Source organism: Arthrobacter sp. UYEF36 (assembly GCF_040547025.1).
In the GTDB taxonomy this organism is placed as follows: Bacteria; Actinomycetota; Actinomycetes; order Actinomycetales; family Micrococcaceae; genus Arthrobacter.
Window position 1 is genome coordinate 132,093 of sequence record NZ_JBEPOX010000005.1, and the last position, 16,665, is coordinate 148,757.

General features: G+C 66.9%; 13 protein-coding genes. 3 read left to right on the top strand and 10 right to left on the bottom strand.

Annotation, left to right across the window (positions count from 1 at the left end; all coding sequences use genetic code 11):
* Positions 1 to 15: 15 nt before the first annotated feature.
* The 6 genes from ABIB29_RS09705 to ABIB29_RS09730 all read right to left on the bottom strand — a co-directional run bounded on the left by ABIB29_RS09705 (position 16) and on the right by ABIB29_RS09730 (position 8,316).
* A complete protein-coding gene (locus tag ABIB29_RS09705; protein ID WP_354172448.1) occupies positions 16 to 1,287 on the bottom strand; it encodes a 5-methylcytosine restriction system specificity protein McrC in 1,272 nt (423 codons plus the stop codon).
* On the bottom strand, positions 1,274 to 3,505 hold the full coding sequence (locus ABIB29_RS09710; protein WP_354172254.1) for an McrB family protein: 2,232 nt from the start codon (positions 3,503 to 3,505) through the stop codon (positions 1,274 to 1,276). Before ABIB29_RS09710 ends, ABIB29_RS09705 begins: the two co-directional genes overlap by 14 nt.
* Before the next feature lie 92 nt (positions 3,506 to 3,597).
* Positions 3,598 to 3,876: a hypothetical protein gene (locus ABIB29_RS09715; protein ID WP_354172256.1), complete on the bottom strand. Its 279-nt coding sequence runs from the start codon at positions 3,874 to 3,876 to the stop codon at positions 3,598 to 3,600.
* Positions 3,877 to 3,971: 95 nt separating this feature from the next.
* Positions 3,972 to 4,400, bottom strand: a complete 429-nt coding sequence (locus tag ABIB29_RS09720) for an acyl-CoA thioesterase (protein WP_354172450.1) — start codon at positions 4,398 to 4,400, stop codon at positions 3,972 to 3,974.
* A gap of 59 nt (positions 4,401 to 4,459) precedes the next feature.
* Positions 4,460 to 6,403 (bottom strand): ABC transporter ATP-binding protein, encoded by a 1,944-nt coding sequence (locus ABIB29_RS09725; protein WP_354172451.1) that lies wholly within the window; start codon positions 6,401 to 6,403, stop codon positions 4,460 to 4,462.
* 179 nt (positions 6,404 to 6,582) lie between these two features.
* Entirely contained in the window at positions 6,583 to 8,316 is a 1,734-nt protein-coding gene (locus ABIB29_RS09730; protein WP_354172258.1) for an ABC transporter ATP-binding protein, read from the bottom strand.
* Positions 8,317 to 8,759: 443 nt separating this feature from the next.
* Here ABIB29_RS09730 and ABIB29_RS09735 point away from each other — a divergent pair, with 443 nt between their 5' ends.
* Entirely contained in the window at positions 8,760 to 9,491 is a 732-nt protein-coding gene (locus ABIB29_RS09735; protein WP_354172260.1) for a hypothetical protein, read from the top strand.
* A gap of 74 nt (positions 9,492 to 9,565) precedes the next feature.
* Positions 9,566 to 10,336, top strand: a complete 771-nt coding sequence (locus tag ABIB29_RS09740) for a class F sortase (RefSeq protein ID WP_354172262.1) — start codon at positions 9,566 to 9,568, stop codon at positions 10,334 to 10,336.
* Between the two features lie 44 nt (positions 10,337 to 10,380).
* Here the strand turns inward: ABIB29_RS09740 and ABIB29_RS09745 are convergent, their stop codons facing one another.
* The 4 genes from ABIB29_RS09745 to speB all read right to left on the bottom strand — a co-directional run bounded on the left by ABIB29_RS09745 (position 10,381) and on the right by speB (position 15,491).
* On the bottom strand, positions 10,381 to 12,072 hold the full coding sequence (locus ABIB29_RS09745) for an MFS transporter (protein ID WP_354172264.1): 1,692 nt from the start codon (positions 12,070 to 12,072) through the stop codon (positions 10,381 to 10,383).
* 10 nt (positions 12,073 to 12,082) lie between these two features.
* On the bottom strand, positions 12,083 to 12,562 hold the full coding sequence (locus ABIB29_RS09750) for a MarR family winged helix-turn-helix transcriptional regulator (protein WP_354172266.1): 480 nt from the start codon (positions 12,560 to 12,562) through the stop codon (positions 12,083 to 12,085).
* 167 nt (positions 12,563 to 12,729) lie between these two features.
* Entirely contained in the window at positions 12,730 to 14,406 is a 1,677-nt protein-coding gene (locus ABIB29_RS09755; RefSeq protein WP_354172268.1) for a thiamine pyrophosphate-binding protein, read from the bottom strand.
* The gene (gene speB, locus ABIB29_RS09760; protein WP_354172270.1) at positions 14,403 to 15,491 is read right to left on the bottom strand and encodes an agmatinase; all 1,089 of its coding nucleotides are present in this window, start codon (positions 15,489 to 15,491) and stop codon (positions 14,403 to 14,405) included. The genes ABIB29_RS09755 and speB overlap by 4 nt, the downstream gene beginning before the upstream one ends.
* A 308-nt stretch (positions 15,492 to 15,799) precedes the next feature.
* Here speB and ABIB29_RS09765 point away from each other — a divergent pair, with 308 nt between their 5' ends.
* Positions 15,800 to 16,624, top strand: a complete 825-nt coding sequence (locus tag ABIB29_RS09765) for a DUF559 domain-containing protein (protein WP_354172272.1) — start codon at positions 15,800 to 15,802, stop codon at positions 16,622 to 16,624.
* Positions 16,625 to 16,665: the final 41 nt, after the last annotated feature.

Here is a 16,665-nt window from a genome sequence, read left to right on the forward strand (position 1 = left end):
CCCGCGGGGGCGGAGTCAGCGGCTGATCGTTGCCTGACGCACCACTTCGCCCCACGACTGCTGCGCGAGGTCGGCAACGGAGGCCAGGATCTCCGACGGCGGCCTCGACAGGTCCAGCGGGAACTCCACCACGTCAATGTCAGTATTGAGGATCCGGCGCAGTTTGATCTCCCCGGCGCCCGGATACACCAGCCAGGCCGTCGGCACCCGCAACGAGGTGCAGTAGGCCAACATCCGGTAGTGGTCCCCCGAAAGTGACGCCCCGGCGTCGGCCGCGGCCTGGTACCTGGCGTCGTAGACCATCACCGGCCGCCCGCCCAGCAGGTGCACGGCGCCGGGCTGCACCACGATCCGGTCCGAGTCGCGCACAGCTTCGTTGAGCAGGGCGTTGTACCGCAGCCGCATCTCCCCCGGGTAGGCCGCCATGGCCTCGCGGAGCGCCGTCCCAACGAAGTCTTCGAAGACAATGGACATGTCCACCACAAACGACGCCGACTGCTGCGTGCCGTCGCCGGCCTCCGCCGAAGAGTGGCGCAGGATCGCCTCGGCGAGCCGCAGTGCGCCCTGGTACCTGGTGTTCATCCGGCTGGCCCGCCACACCGGCAGGGGCGCACCGGACTGCAGACGGGTCACGGCGCCGAGCTTGCCTTTGAGCTGGCGGAGCCGACTGAGCACCTCCGGCCGCACGCCCGGGACCTGGGACATCCGTTCCAGCGCCGCCCGCAGGATCCGGTTCTCCGCAATGTCTTCGGTGTATTCGTCGTAAGAAACCTCGAGTGGCACGAGCATGCCGGGCCGTCGCGAGATCTGGTCCGAAATACGGATCCGCCCCTTGACCGTCCGCAGCGCTTCGTCGACCGTCAGGTAGCCCTGCAGCACACCGCGGCTGAGCGCCCGGTCAGCCAGTTGGGCCATTGATTCGGCCAGTGCACTCCACAAATCCGCTTCCTCGACCGCGGCGACGGAATCCCCCCGGAAGCCCTGGTCCCCCGCGTAGCCCAGCAGGAACAGGAGCCGGTCCAGGCCGAGCCGATCCTTGGGCCGCACCTCAAGCTGCACCGTCGGGGTGCGCACCGAGCCGACCTTCCCCACGGGCTCGATCCGGTACAAGCCCATGCCCATCGGCGACGCCCTGGCCAGGCCGCTGCCGTTGAGGAAGGCCGCGCTGGCAGGGTCGAGCCGCTCGACGACGCCGCCGGAAAGCTCGTCGAGGACGACCCGGCGGACCGCCCGTGACCCCGGCGCCCCGTACCGGCCGGCCGGTCTCTGCTGGCTAGACGCGCGCAAGGCGGTCAAGCAGTTGTTCCAGTCCGAACCGCTCCTCCAGCTGCGCGCGGTTCAGCTGGCCGTGGTAGTGCTCCTCCAGCAGCGGCATCAGCTCGTACTTCCAGATCCGGCGCAGGCCCTTGGCCGTCTGCGCGGACGGCTTCATAAAGTACGACGGGCCGATCATCAGGTCGCGGTCCCATTCATCGATGGCATCGTTGAGCGCGTCCATCAGCAGGGCCGGCGTCGTGTCCAGGTCCCGGGCCTGCAGAAACCGCAACAGCGATCCCTGCACGGGTTCAGTCTTGGGGTGGAGCTCGATGAAGGAGAAGCGGCGGCGGATGGCGGCGTCCATCATCGCGATGGACCGGTCGGCGGTGTTCATCGTGCCGATGATGTAGAGGTTGTCCGGCAGCGTGAAGGGCTCGTTGGGGCTGTACTGCAGGTAGATCCGGTCGTCGCGGTATTCGAGCAGGAAGTACAGCTCACCGAAGACCTTCGCCAGGTTCGCCCGGTTCATCTCATCGATGATCAGGAAATACGGCTTGCTCTCGTTGCCGGGCTTGGCGGCCTCCTCGGCGATCCGGCGCAGCGGCCCGGCCACGAGTTTGAAGGACACCTGGCCTTCTTCTGTCTTGTCCGGCCGGAAGCCCTCGAAGAAGTCCTCATAGGCGTACGAGGGGTGGAACTGGACCAGCTTGACGCGTTCGTCAGTGGTGTCGCCGGCGAGCTGGGCGGCCAGGTGCTTGGCGAGGTACGTCTTGCCGGTACCGGGCGGGCCGTACAGCACCAGCTGACGGTTCTCCTCCAGCAGTTCGGCGATCTCCTGCAGCGGCTCCAGGTCCATGTGTAGCGACGCGGCGAACTCTTGCGTTAAGGGGCGGAAGCCTTCGCAGGCAGGTTCGACGACGGCGGCCGGCTCGGTGCCGTCGCCCGGCTGTGCTTCCGCTTCGGCGGGCAGCAGCGCTTCGAGGGCCTGGATCACGCGGGTAACGTCCACAACGATGCCGGAGGTGGCAAGCTGCCGCTGCACGTGGCGCGGCAGTTCCGTCATGTTGTGGGTTTCGTCGAACCAGCGGACCTTGCGGCGCAGCCGGCGGTTGTCCTCGCAATGCTCAGGCTCACCGAGGACCACGCCCACCCGGACGGTCCCGGAACTCTGATACAGGGCGAGGTCTCCGGGCTTCATCACGGTCAAGAAGGCGAAGACGGCGGTTTTGGTGTCCTCGCGCTCCACGTAGCCGAGGTGTTTATAGTCCTCATCGACGGCATGCTGGACCAGCCCGGCGGTGACGCCCGGGTCCAGCAGGCGCAGGTGCTCGACGTCGAGCGTTACCGATTCCTCGGCCTGCCAGGAGCTCAGCAGTTCGGTGTTGTCGTGGTGGGTGCGCAGCAGCCACGCCCGCCGCCCGGGGTCGCCCACCTTGCGCCACTGGCTCACAAGCTGACGGGAGTACCAGTCGATCCGCTGGCCGGCCTGTTCGTCGAGGTGCAGCCGGATGCGGTGGATGTCGGCGGAGATGTCCTCGTCGCTGTCGCCCTTCGCGCCGCCGACGAGGGAGGCAAAGGCGTCGCGGATCTCCTGGCGCTCGACGTCGGCCACAACGGGCTCGAAGTAGCTGGGCCAGACCAGGAATTCGATGCTGCGGCGGATGGCTGGCTGATCATCGGGCGTGCCGGCAACCAGCCGGTGGAAGGCCAGGGGATCCTTGACGGCGGCCGCGACTTCCCCGGCCGGACGCCGGGCGACGTGCTGCACCAGCCGGCACAACCATTTCAGGTGGTCCCAGATGGTCCAGTTGAACTCCGCGGTGCGGTCCCGGATGACGCCGTGGTCCGTGATGCCGGCGAACAGCTCCTCCGGGAGTTCCAGCGGCGGTTCCAGCCAGGATGCGGCTTCGGCCACCCGCGCGCGCTTGACCTTGAGGGATTTCACCTCGTGGGCCAACGGCAGGGACTGCAGGAAGAGGAGCTCGACGGCCAACTGCTTGGCGCCCCGGGAGGCGTCCGCCAGGTTCTGCCGCAGGTTGGTCATCATGGGAGCTTTGGGATCCGGCACGCCCCGTTCGAGGCGGCCAAGCAGCTCCGCGGCGGCCTGCACCGACCACGTTTTGGTGCGGCCGTCCAGGGCTGATGCCTTGCCCAACAGCCCTGGCCCCAAAACAAACCACGCCGCGTCCTCAATCTCCTTGGAGATGCCGAGGGCGCGGTGCATGGCAGGCTTTTTGGCTGGGGTCATGCGTTCAATTTACAGGCTTAAGCTGGACGCCCGCATTAGCGGGAGCTCCAAAGTTACTGTCCGGTAGCCCGGCGCGGAGGCGGAGCCTGCTGCTACTTGGCCGCCGGGCCCCGCTTGACGCCGAAAGTGAAGTAGCTGCCCGGGCCGACGAAGTTGACCAGCGTCGCCACCCGCCACAACATCTTGCTGCCGCGGATCTGCTCCGCCGGCCGGTGCGAAATGTCCCGCTGCGCGGCGATCAGGAGCGAGAGCTGGACGACGGCGGCGGTGATGGTGCCGAACTTCGCCATCGGCGAAAGTTCCTTCCAGGACTTCTTCCGCGCGTTTTTCTTGCGCTTGTTCGCCATCATCTGTGCTCGTTTGTTCACCATGATCTGTGCTCCTTGGTCTCGGGGCTGACTGCCCGCGGGTTGTTCATTCTAGGGACGATGGGTGGGCCGAGGTAGAGGCTATCGGACCGGTTGGCTCAGCCCGCAGGAACCGGCGTGAACCGGGCCAGCTTCTCCTTCTGCTCCGGGGACAGCCGCAGCACCCGCCCGGTGGACTCCTCCACGAATGCCAGATGGCTGGTGGCCCTGACACAGTCCTCGCGGGTCACAGGGTCCTGGACGAGGTAGTGGATGTCGAAGCTGGCGCCCTTGACCGCGCCGATCCACAGCTGTACCAGGGCCGGCACGTTGCGGTATTCGAGCGTGCGGACGTAGCGGATCTTGTGTTCCACGATCAGGGCCAGGGTCCCCTCCGGGACCTCGCTGAAGAGCGGTACGGGGGGCTCGATCCCGGGCAGCCCGGGACCGCGCGGCGGCCCAAAGGCCGCGATGCGGGCCTCCTCCAGGATCCGGACGACCTGGACGTTGTTGATGTGGCCGTAGGCGTCCATGTCGCCCCAGCGCATGGGGATCTGCACCTCGATGCGCCGGGACTCTGCGGGCTCTGCGGCACGGCCGGAGGCGCTCAACTGTGCACCGCCGTCGCGTCGTTGGCCGTGTTTTCCGAAAAGGCCGTCTCGGCGTCTTCCCCGGCGAACTGCGACATGTACAGGCGGTAGTAAGCCCCCTTGAGGTCCAGCAGCCGGGCGTGGGCGCCCTGCTCCACGATCCGGCCGGCCTCCATCACCAGGATGGTGTCGGCGTCGCGGATGGTCGAGAGGCGGTGGGCAATCACGAAGCTCGTGCGATCGGTGCGCAGGGCGGCCATCGCTTTCTGGACGAGCACTTCCGTGCGGGTGTCCACCGAGCTGGTGGCCTCGTCCAGGATCAGCAGCGAGGGGTTCGCCACAAAAGCCCGGGCGATGGTGATCAACTGCTTCTCGCCGGCGCTGACGTTGTTGCCTTCCTCGTCGATGATGGTGTTGTAGCCGTCCGGGAGCGCGCGGACGAAGCGGTCCACGAAGGTGGCCTTCGCCGCTTCCATCACCTGTTCCTCGGTGGCGTCCAGCTTGCCGTAGCGGATGTTGTCGTAGATGGTCCCGCCGAAGAGCCACGCGTCCTGCAGCACCATGCCCACCTTGGCCCGCAGTTCCGCACGGCTCAGGTGGGTGATGTCCACGCCGTCCAGGGTGATGCTGCCGCCCTGGAGCTCATAGAAGCGCATCACGAGGTTCACCAGGGTGGTCTTGCCGGCACCGGTGGGGCCGACGATCGCGACGGTGTGCCCGGGCTCAGCGGTGAAGGACAGGTCCTCGATCAGCGGCTTGTCCGGGGTATAGCTGAAGGTGACGCGCCGGAACTCGACGTGGCCGTCGGTCTTGGCCGGCAACCGCTCCGTGGCGGTCTCGGCGTCCTGTTCCTCGGCGTCGAGGAATTCAAAGACCCGCTCCGCCGAGGCGACGCCGGACTGCAGCATGTTCGCCATGCCCGCCATCTGGCCCAGCGGCTGGGTGAACTCGCGCGAATACTGGATGAACGCGGTGGCGTCGCCCAGACTCATCCCGCCGGAAGCCACCCGCAGCCCGCCGACGACGGCGATGCCCACGTAGCTGAGGTACGACACGAACTGCATGACCGGCATGATCATGCCGGATACGAACTGCGCCCCAAAGCTGGCCTTGTAGAGGGCCTCGTTCCGTTCGTCGAAGCGGTCCAGTATGTCGGCGTCGCGGCCGAAGATCCGGACGAGGTCGTGGCCGGAGAAGGACTCCTCGATCTGGCCGTTGAGCTCGCCGGTGTTCTTCCATTGGGCTGCGAAGAGCTTCTGGCTGCGCGAGCCGATGATGCCGGCGGCGACCGCCGAGAGCGGCAGGGCGACCAGGGCAATGAGGGCCAGCTGCCAGGACACGATGAACATCATGATGACGATGCCGATCACCGTCAGCGCCGAGTTCACAAGCTGCGCAAAGGCCTGCTGCAGCGCCTGCTGGATGTTGTCCACGTCGTTCGTGACCCGGGAGAGGATGTCGCCGCGCTGGCGGGTGTCGAAGTAGTTCAGCGGGAGCCTGTTCAGCTTCTTTTCGGTGTCGTCGCGCAGCTGGCGGACCACCCGCATGACCAGGATGTTCAGGACATAGCCCTGCAGCCAGAGGAAGATGTTGGCGACGAAGTACATCACCAGCACCACGCTGATCAGGAAGGCGAGCTGCTGGAAGTCGATGCCGGCGCCGGGGATAACGTCCATTTTGGAGAGCATGTCCGCGAAGTTGTCCTGGCCCTGGGCGCGCAGGCCTTCGACGAACTCCTCCTTGGTGCCGCCGGCCGGCAGCTGTTTGCCGACGACGCCGCCGAAAATCACGTCCATCGCCTGGCCGAGGATCCGGGGCGCCACCACGTTGAGGACGACGGCGACCGTCACCATCGCGAGCACGGCGACGATGCCGGCCCGTTCAGGCTTCAGCAGGCCCATCAGCCGCTTCGCGGAGGGCCAGAAGTGCTGGGCCTTCTTCGCCGGCAAGTCGCCGAACATACCGCCGTCGGCTTCGCCGGGCGTGTACTCCTCTTCGTAGAAATCATCGTCAGGCTCGGTGGCGGAGGACTCGCGGGCCGGCCCGGTGGAGGGCCCTGTGCCCGATGGTTCCGTGCCGGAGGTCCCGGCGGAGGAGGGTTCGGCACCCATGGGCTGATGCTTGGTCTTCTCGTTGGTGCTCATGCCACGGCCTCCGCGGTCAGCTGGGATTCAACAATTTCCTGGTAAGTGCTGGAGCTCTGCAACAGTTCCTCGTGTGTGCCGCGGTCCACGATCCGGCCGTTGTCGAGCACCAGGATCTGGTCGGCGTCGGCGATGGTGGAGACGCGCTGCCCGACGATGATGACGGTGGCGTCCGCGGTTTTCGCTTTGAGGGCGCGGCGGAGCCGTGCGTCAGTGGCGACGTCGAGGGCGGAGAAGGAATCATCAAAGAGGAACACCTTGGGCTCGGTGACGAGGGCCCGGGCGATGCAGAGGCGCTGGCGCTGCCCGCCCGAGACGTTGGTGCCGCCCTGGGAGATCCGTGAGCCGAGCCCGTTCTTCTTCTCGCGGACGAAGTCCGCGGCCTGGGCCACGGTCAGCGCGTCCCAGAGCTGTTCGTCGGTGGCTTCCGGCTTTCCGAAGCGCAGGTTGTGCTCGATGGTTCCGGAGAACAGATACGGCCGCTGCGGAACCATCGCCACTCGCTGCGTGATCTCCGAACGGTCCAGCTCGGTGACGGGGACGCCGTCGAGCAGCACTTCGCCGGAAGCGGCGTCGTACAGACGGGGCAGCAGGGCCAGCAGGCTGGTCTTGCCGGCGCCGGTGGAACCGATGATGGCCACGGTCTGGCCGGGCTCGGCGGTGAAGCTGATGTCGCTCAGGACGGGCGCTTCGGCGCCGGGGTAGGCGAAGGAGACGTTCCGGAACTCGACGCGGCCGGCCTTTTCAGCCGGCGCCACCGGGGTCAGCGTCTCGTGGATGGAGGGCTCGACGTCGAGCACCTCGCCGATGCGGTCCGCGCAGACCGAGGCGCGAGGAATCATCATGGCCATGAAGGTGCCCATCATGACGGCCATCAGGATCTGCAACAGGTACTGCAGGAAGGCTGTCAGGGCGCCGACCTGCATTTCGCCGGCTTCGACCCGCTGCCCGCCGAACCACAGCACGGCGGCGGTGGAGACGTGCAGGATCATGCCGATGGCGGGGAACATGAGGACAAACAGGGCACCGATTTTCAATGAAACATCGGTGAGGTCCTTGTTCGCGGCACCGAAGCGCTCGGCTTCGTGGGGCTCGCGGACGAAGGCCCGGACCACGCGGATGCCGATGATCTGCTCGCGGAGGATGCCGTTGAGCCGGTCGATCTTCTTTTGCATGGACCGGAAGAGCGGCATCAGGCGGACCACCAGGTAGCCCACCACCACTACCAGCACCGGAACGGAAACCCAGACCAGCCAGGACAGGTTGAGATCCTCGCGGAGTGCCATGAAGATGCCGCCGATGCACATGATGGGCGTGGCGACCATGAAGTTCAGCCCCATCAGCATCAGCATCTGCACCTGCTGCACGTCGTTGGTGCCGCGGGTGATGAGGGTGGGGGCGCCGAAGACGTTGACGTCTTTGGCGGAGAAACTCGTGACCTGGCGGAAGACCCCACGGCGCAGGTCGCGGCCGAACGCCATGGCGGCCTTGGACCCGAAATAGACCCCGGCGATCGCCGTGGCGACCTGGATCAGGGCGACGACGAGCATCACGCCACCGGTCCGCCAGATGTAATCCGTGTCGCCGCGGGAGACGCCCTCGTCAATGATCTGGGCGTTCAGGCTGGGAAGATACAGCGCCGCGATAGTGGAGGCGAGCTGGAAGAAAATGACTGCCCAGATATATGGCAGATACGGCTTCGAATAGCGCCGTATGAGAGTGACAAGCATGCCCACGAGTCCTTAGGAAATACCGAGTAAATGAGGCTGGAGAAGAGTCTGGTGGGGAACATCAACCGGATGCCCCAGTTCTAGCAGAGGGGGCTGACAGCCGTAGCCATCCAACTCTACGAAACGACCGGCCTGCGTGGAACATCGGACACTGAAAATCATCCATACGGCGTACATTTCGAACGCTGGGACTAACGTCGTCACCTTTGGTCACAGTAATCACCCGCGGCCACAGTAGTGCCGGAAAAGAACCCGTAGTCCCCCGGGTAGCGATTACTCGTGCCCGCCGGCGCTCTTCCGCCTAGCGTGAAGTTGTCAGTTACTGGACAACGCTGCTGGGGAAACAGAGGTTATCTGGGAACCCGCGTTAACGGCCGGCTCTGCCAAGATCCGCCATCTCCCGCAGTCTGGTCAATGAACAATGATCCAGATGGAGCACCGCCATGAAGAAAGTCCTTGCAGCGGCCGGCATTGCCGGCCTGGCCCTACTAGCTACCAGCGCCCCCGCAAGTGCCGGCCCAGACGACAAAATCGGCATCTGCCATGCGACCGGCTCGGCCTCGAATCCGTACGTTGAGATCGCGATCAGCGAGAACGGACTCAACGGACACTACGCCCAGGGAGGGCACGACGGCGACATCGTTCCGGCGCCGTCCGGGGGCTGCCCCGGGGCCGAGCACGGGGGCAACGGATCGGATTCGAAGAAGGTCACCATTTGTCATGCGACGGGATCTGAGAAGAATCCTTACGTTGTCATCACCATTGCCGAACAGGCGTGGGTTAACGGTCACAAGGACGGGCACAACGGCAATGCCGACATCTACCCGCTCCCGGCGAAGGGTTGCGGCGGAGCTGACGACGACCACGACGGGGAGAATCCGGGCGAAGACACCACGGCGCCGCCCGCTGTCGTTCCGCCCGGCGAGGGTGCAGCGGTGCCGCCCGCGGAGGGCGCAGTGGTTCCGTCCGGAGCTGGAACAGCAGCCGTAGTACCTGCCGGCGCCGGTGCTGCGGCTGCGGTGAACCGGGGATTCAATGCCCAGACCGCGGTGGCCAGCCACTCTGATGCCGGTCTTCCCGGATGGGTGGGAGGCCTGGCGGCACTGCTCACGGCCGGTGCGGTGGTCGCCCTGCGGCGAAGAGGACGCAGCCAGGGCGCGGACCCAACCGTCTAGGGGCTGCATGACTAAGGGGCACCGGACCTTATGGACCGGTGCCCCGACCTTTCCGAACCCACGAAGGAGCTCCGATGCCCTTCCACCCCTCCCCGGCCAGCGGTTCAACCACCGCGAAGCCGCGCACCTGGAACCGCGGCGATCTGCTGATTCTGGCGTGCGGTCTCGTCGCTTTCCTCATCCTGGCTTTCCTGTCCGGCCCGGGCCCTTCCGTCCGGTCCGGCGTGGCCGGCGCCCCGCCGGCGGCCGCGTCGGCCGTAGTTGCAGAAAGCCCCACCCGCGGCGCGCCAGAGGCCGGCGTCGCGGGACTGGGCAATGGCGTCCCCGGCACCGCCGGATCGCAAGCGGAAGCCGCAGCGGAAGCGGGAGCGGGGCAACCGCCCGCACTGCCCCCTGCGGCAGCACCCCTGCGCATCGTTTATCCCGCCGCCGGCATTGACGTCGCCGTCCACCCGCTGGAACCGAGCCCGGGCGACATCGCATCCCAGACCATCGTTCCGCCCGTCTCCTTCGATGGATACTGGGTGACGACTTTCGGCGCGCCAGGTGCGGGATCCGTCAATACCACCTACATCATGGGCCACAGCTGGGAAGACCAGGACGCCCCGTTCAATCGGCTCAGTTCAGCCGCCGCCCCCGGGGACATTCTCGACGTGAGGACAACCGCGGGGAGGATCAGCTACCGGGTGGATTCCATTTCCACCGAGAACAAGTCCACGCTCAAGGACCATCAGATCTGGCAGGTCGTCCCCAACCGTCTGGTCCTCATCAGTTGCTACACGGAAGATCTGTTCGGGAAAAACGTTGTGCTTGTGGCATCTCCCGCCCCGGCGTCAGCACCATAAGTCCGCCCCGCCGCTTTGCTGGGCCCGTTTACTGGCCCCGTCGATTACTGGCCCCGGCGCTGGCTTTCACGCTGCTGGCTGAGCACCTCGACAAATTCCCGGTCGAGGTCGACGATTCCGGTCCCGGCCACGGGGCCGGACCCGGCGGCCAGGCCGGACCCGGCGGCCGGGCCGCCGTCGTCGGCTTTGGCAGAGGGGCTGACGATGTCCACGGTGCGCCGCAGCGGCTCTTCCTTGATGAAGAGGATTGCAACCAGGGCGACCAGGCCGACGATCGCGGAGACCATAAAGATCTGCGCGGTTGCGTCACCGTAGGCGGCCCGCATGATCTCGCGAACGGGCTCCGGCATGTCCTTGAGGTCCATGCTGGCGCCGGCTCCGCCGCTGGCGGGAATCCCCGCGGCGGCCAGGGCCTCGGCGGCGAGTTCCTTGACCCGGTTGGCCATGATGGCGCCCAGCACGGAGACACCGATGGCGCCGCCGACCGACCGGAAGAATGCCACCGAGGCGCTGGCGGTTCCGATGTCGCTGGCCCGCACGGTGTTCTGCACCGCCAGGACGAGGTTCTGCATCAGCAGGCCCAGGCCGAGGCCCAGGATCGCGGTGTAGAGACCGGTCAGCCACAGGTCGGTGGTGTGATCGATGGTTCCGGTCAGTCCGAGGCCGCCGACCAGCAGGATGGAGCCCGCAATCAGGTAGCGCTTCCACTTCCCGGTCCGGCTGATCAGCTGCCCGGAGACGACGGACCCGATCAGGTTGCCGGCGATCATCGGAAGGGTCAGAAGCCCTGCCTCGGTGGGTGATGCGCCGCGGGCAACCTGGAAGTACTGGCCCAGGAACGTGGAGGAACCGAACATCCCAACACCGACGGCGATCGAGGCAAGGATGGCGAGGGCGGTGGTGCGCTGCGAAATGATCTTCAGCGGAATAATCGGCTGCGGCACCTTGGATTCGACCAGCACCAGCAGGCCCAGCAGGGCAATGCCGCCGCCGACCATGGCCACGGTCTGCCAGGACCACCAGTCGAAGTAGTCCGGGTTGCCGGCGAAGGACACCCAGATCAGCAGCAGGCTCACGCCAAAGGTCAGCAGGATGGAGCCGAGCCAGTCGATCTTGGCGGGGCGCCGGACGTGCGGCAGCTTCAGGGTGACCTGCAGCAGGATGAGCGCAACAACGGCCAGCGGAACGCAGACGAAGAAGGTCCAGCGCCAGCCCAGCGGGCTGTCCACGATGAAGCCGCCGAGCAGCGGGCCGCCGGCTGTGCCCACGGCCATCACCGCGCCCATGTAGCCGGAGTACTTGCCGCGGTCGCGGGGCGGGATGATGGAGCCGATGATGGCCATGGCCAGTGCGGTGAGCCCGCCCATGGCGACACCCTGGATAACGCGGGCGGTCAGCAGCAGCGGGATCGTCCCAGACAGGCCCGCCATGACGGACCCGGCCACGAAGATCACGATGCTGAGCTGGACCAGGAACTTCTTGTCGAAGAGATCGGCGAGCTTGCCCCAGATCGGGGTGGTCGCGGCGTTGGCCAGCAGGGCCGCGGTGATGACCCAGGCGAAGTCCGTCTGGGTGCCGTTGAGCTCGGACATGATCGTGGGCAGTGCGTTCGCGACGATCGTGCTGCTGATAATGGCCGTGAAGAACGCGGCCAGCAGGCCGGTGAGGGCCTCCATGATCTGGCGGTGGGTCATTACCGCCGGCGGGGCGGGGGGCTTTTCTGCGGTTACTGCCATGGGGCGCTCCTCAAACAATGTCGGTCGTATGGGTGGATCCGGCCGTCGTTGCCCGGGCTGAGGTCCGCAGGGACTCAGCAAGTTTCTGCAGGGTGTTCGTTGTCTCTTCGACGTCCTGCTCGCTCCAGTCCTGCAGGAAGCCAAGGAGCGTTGCGGCGCGCTGGTCCTCGATGGAGCGAAGCTTCGCGACGCCTGAGGCGGAGAGCGCGATCAGCTGGGCCCGCCCGTCCAGCGGGTCGGGCCGGCGGACCACATAGCCCTGTTCCTCCAGCTCGGCAATGTGCCGGCTGAGGACGGGCGCGCTGACCCCGAGCCGTTCCGCCAGTGCGGTGGCGCGGGTTTCCCCCTCCCCCACGAAGCGCAGCACACCCTGGAGCGCCACGCCGGTGTCCTCCCCGCGGAGCTTGACCGCGGCAACGCACCGCACGGCGCGCTGCAGATCGAAGATTTGGTGGACGAGTCTGGCTGCGGTGTCCGGCGCAACTGCCATGAGAGCCCCCTCTTTGCTTGCCTAAGGCAACAATATATCAGGAATTTAGTTACTTTGGGAAACTAACCCTTTCCGGCGGCACTTTCGGTTTAAATGCCAAGCGCGGCCCGGCAGCAGTGCTGCCGGGCCGCGCTTGCTTGTCCTCGCGGGGGCGGGGAGCGTGGTGCTTATGCCTCCAGGTGGGTGGGGGCGAACATCTTGAGCAGCGTCTCGACGACGACGACGTTGGGTCCGTCCGCAGCGAACCCCGCCCTGAGTGCGTCCCCGACACCGTCGGGGGCGACCCGGACGGCCGGCACCCCGAAAGCCTCGGCCAGCTTGACGAAATCAGGACGGGCGAGTTCCGTGGCCGTGGCCTTGCCGAAGGCACCGACCATGTATTCGCGCAGGATGCCGTAGCCGCCGTCGTCGACAATCAGCCAGGTGACGGGAACGTTGTGCTGCTTGGCCGTGGCAAGTTCGGAGATGGAGTACATCGCCGAGCCGTCGCCGGAGACCGCGAGAACCCGGGCCGAGCCGCCGGGATTACCGGTGGTTTCCAGGCCGACGGCGCCGCCGATCGCCGCGGGGAAGCCGAAGCCGAGCCCGCCGGCGCCCTGGGCGGAGTGGAACTGGCCCTCGCGGGCGTCCCAGCAGCTCCAGGCCCAATACGCGGAGATGGTCATGTCCCAGAACGTCTGCATGGTGGCGGGAACGGCCTCGCGGATGTCCGCCATGAACTTCAGTTCCTTGCCAAGATCCTGGGATTCCAGCCGGTCCTTGACCTTGGCCAGGGTGTCCTTGACCAGGGTTTCGGGTGGGGTGCCGTGCCAGTCCGCGCGTTTTCCGTGCGGCTGCGTCAGGGCGGCGTCGAGCTCGGCGTCGAGGGCGGCGAGCGCCTGGCCGGCATCGGCCCGGATGCCCAGGCCGGGGCGGTTGGATTCGAGGACGCGCGGTTCGGCGTCGATCTGGATGATCCTGCCGCGCGGTTCGAAGGTGAAGTAGTTGGATGTGACCTCGCCCAGCGAGGAGCCGACCACGATCAGCACGTCGGCATCCTCGAGCATCTCCGTCATGTACTGGTCCTCGATCCAGGACTGCAGTGAGAGCTCGTGGTTCCACGGGAACGCGCCGTTGCCGCCGGGGGTGCAGATAACGGGCGCGCGCAGCTTCTCGGCGATGGAGAGCAGCGATTTCTCGGCCTGGCCGCGGCGGGTGCCACCGCCGGCGATGATGGCGGGACGTTCCGCCGTCGCGAGCCATTTCACGGCCTCCCGGACCAGTTCGACGCGCGGCGGATTGTCGGCTGCTTCGGCGAGCGCGTCCTCCACCGGCGGCACCATAATGGGGTCCAGCAGCACGTTCTGCGGGATTTCCAGCCACACGGGGCCCTGCGGCGAGGAAATCGCTTCGGTCCACGCGTCCTGGATGGCGGAGGGAATGCCGGACGCGTGCTGGATCAGCCGCTGGCTCTTGGTGACGTTGGCGGCGGAGGCCTTCTGGTCATCGAGCTGGTGCAGCATGCCCTTGCGGCGCGCGCCGAGTCCCTCGAGCGGGATCTGGCTCGCAATCACCACCATGGGAACGCCGGTCGCGTAGGCCTCCTGCAGCCCGGCCAGGGACGTCAGCGCGCCGGGGCCGGTGGAGAGGAAGAGGACCCCGACCTCGCCGGTGGCCCGGGAGTAGCCGTCCGCGGCGAAGGCCGAGTTGTTCTCCACCCGGGAGGAGACGAAGTGCAGATTGCCGCGGCCCATCGCGTCGAAGAGACCCAGGGCGTGCTGGCCCGGAATGCCGAAGACGGTTTTCGCGCCGAGCGCCTCAAGGGTTTCGACAACAAGGTCGCCGCCGTTGCGCACGCCGGTCACCGGGAGAGCCCGTTATCGACGCGCTGGTCCGCCGGAGCCGCGAAGCCGGCCGGTCGACGGGATTCCTGCCCGAGGGCCTGGGCGGCGTAACCGTTGGCCGTGCCGAAACGGTCGCCTTCCACCGCGCGGTCCGCCATCAGGGTGACCAGTTCGTAGGCCACGTGGCTGGCGGCGACGCCGGTGATCTCGGCATGGTCGTAGGCGGGGGCGACCTCGACGACGTCGGCGCCGACCAGGTTCATGCCACGGAAGCCGCGGATGATTTCCAGCAGCTCACGGCTGGTGATGCCGCCGGCTTCCGGGGTTCCGGTGCCGGGGGCGTGGGCGGGATCCAGCACGTCGATGTCCACGGAGATGTAGAGCGGTCGGTTGCCGATTCGGTCGCGAACCTTGGCGACGGTTTCCAGGACGCCCTGGTAGTAGACGTCGGCGGAGGTGACGATGCCGAAGCCGAAGCGGTGGTCGTCGTCGAGGTCCTTTTTGCCGTAAAGCGGACCGCGGGTGCCGATGTGGCTGATGGCCTCGGTGTCCAGGATGCCTTCCTCGACGGCGCGGCGGAAGGGGGTGCCGTGGGTGTATTCAGCGCCGAAGTAGGTGTCCCAGGTGTCCAGGTGCGCATCGAAGTGCAGCATGGCGATGGGCTGGCCGGCACGTTCGGCGGCGGCGCGCAGCAGCGGCAGCGCAATGGTGTGGTCTCCGCCGAGGGTCACCAGCTTGCTGCCGGAGGCGGTCAGGTCCAGCGCGTTCTGCTGGATGGTCTCGATCGCTTCGTGGATGTTGAACGGGTTGACGGCCATGTCGCCCGCGTCAGCCACCTGGATGTTCTCGAAGGGGCTGACATCCCAGGCCGGGTTGTACGGACGCAGCAGCCGGCTGGCCTCACGGATGTGGTTGGACCCGAAGCGGGCACCGGGGCGGTACGAGACGCCCGAATCAAACGGCACCCCGACAACGGTGACGTCCGCTTTGGCGACCTGGTCCAGCCGCGGCAGGCGCGCATAGGTGGCGGCTCCCGCGTAGCGCGGAATGCGGGATGAATCGATGGGGCCAAGGTTGCCATTGGCCTCGATGCGCAGCTCTTCCAAAAGAAAGCCTCTCCTTCGAGGATTGACCGACGGGTGTGACAGCCATCATACACTCGAAGTTGCCCCGTGTGCATCAAATGTTTACCTGACAGTGCGAGCGCCGGCGGGCCTGTGCGTTCCAGCCCAGTTACTTCCCTACGGAGCACGCCTCCACGCCGCGGAACCGCGGACATAGGGGCCTCCACCGCAGACCGGCCCGGTGCCGCGGCGGGTAACTGGGCAGGAGCGCAGGCCGGCCTCAATCCCGGTTGTCCAGATAGCCCGGTTCCCGGGTTTCGCGGGCATCCGCCACCCCCTGTACTGGCTTGATGGACCCCTTGGACTACCTGACCCAGCTCGGCGGCGTCGCCCGGACCGGCCAACTATTGGCAGCCGGCTTTTCCCGGACGGATATTGCCCAGCTGGCCGCACTTGTCCGCCGACCGCGACGCGGTGTGCTGGCCCTCCCGGAATGCCGCCCGGAATTCGAGGCAGCGCTTCGGCACAACGCCCGCGTCACGTGCGCCAGCGCGGCCGGGCACTATGGGCTCTGGCTCCGTGAGCCGCCGGCGCAGCACCACCTGGCCTGCAACCACGGCCATGGGGCGGGCTTCGTTCGGCACCGCACGGTGCGGTTTGACGGGCATCCGACGCTGCCGCTGGCCGCGGTCGAGGATGTGGTGCTGCATGCCATGTCGTGCCTTGCGCCCCCGGCGTCAACGGCCATCGCGACATCGGCGATGCGCCTGCATGGAGTGCCGCTGGAATTGTTGAAGGCCCAGCTCACGGCTGACCGGTCCGGCCAAGTCCGCAAGGCGCTGCACCAGCTGGACCTGCGGGCCGAATCCATCGTGGAGGTCGACGCCCAGCATTTGTTCCGTGCCAACGGAATTGGCTACGACGCCCAGGTCTACCTGCCCGGGATCGGCCGGGTCGACTTCCTCATCGAAGGGTTCCTGATCGTCGAGGTGGACGGCTTCGCGTTCCACTCCAGCCGCGAGGCCATGCGCCGGGACCTGGGCCGGAACAATGCCTCGACGTTGAGCGGTTTTGCGGTGCTCCGGTACATGCCCGAGCACATCTGGTTCGAACCCCAGCGCGTCCTGGCCGAGATCCGGGCGGTGCTGGATCAGCGCCCGCGGCCAATGCCCTGACTCTCCAGCCCAGTTACCGGCACGCTCCCGCCGGGGCCCCC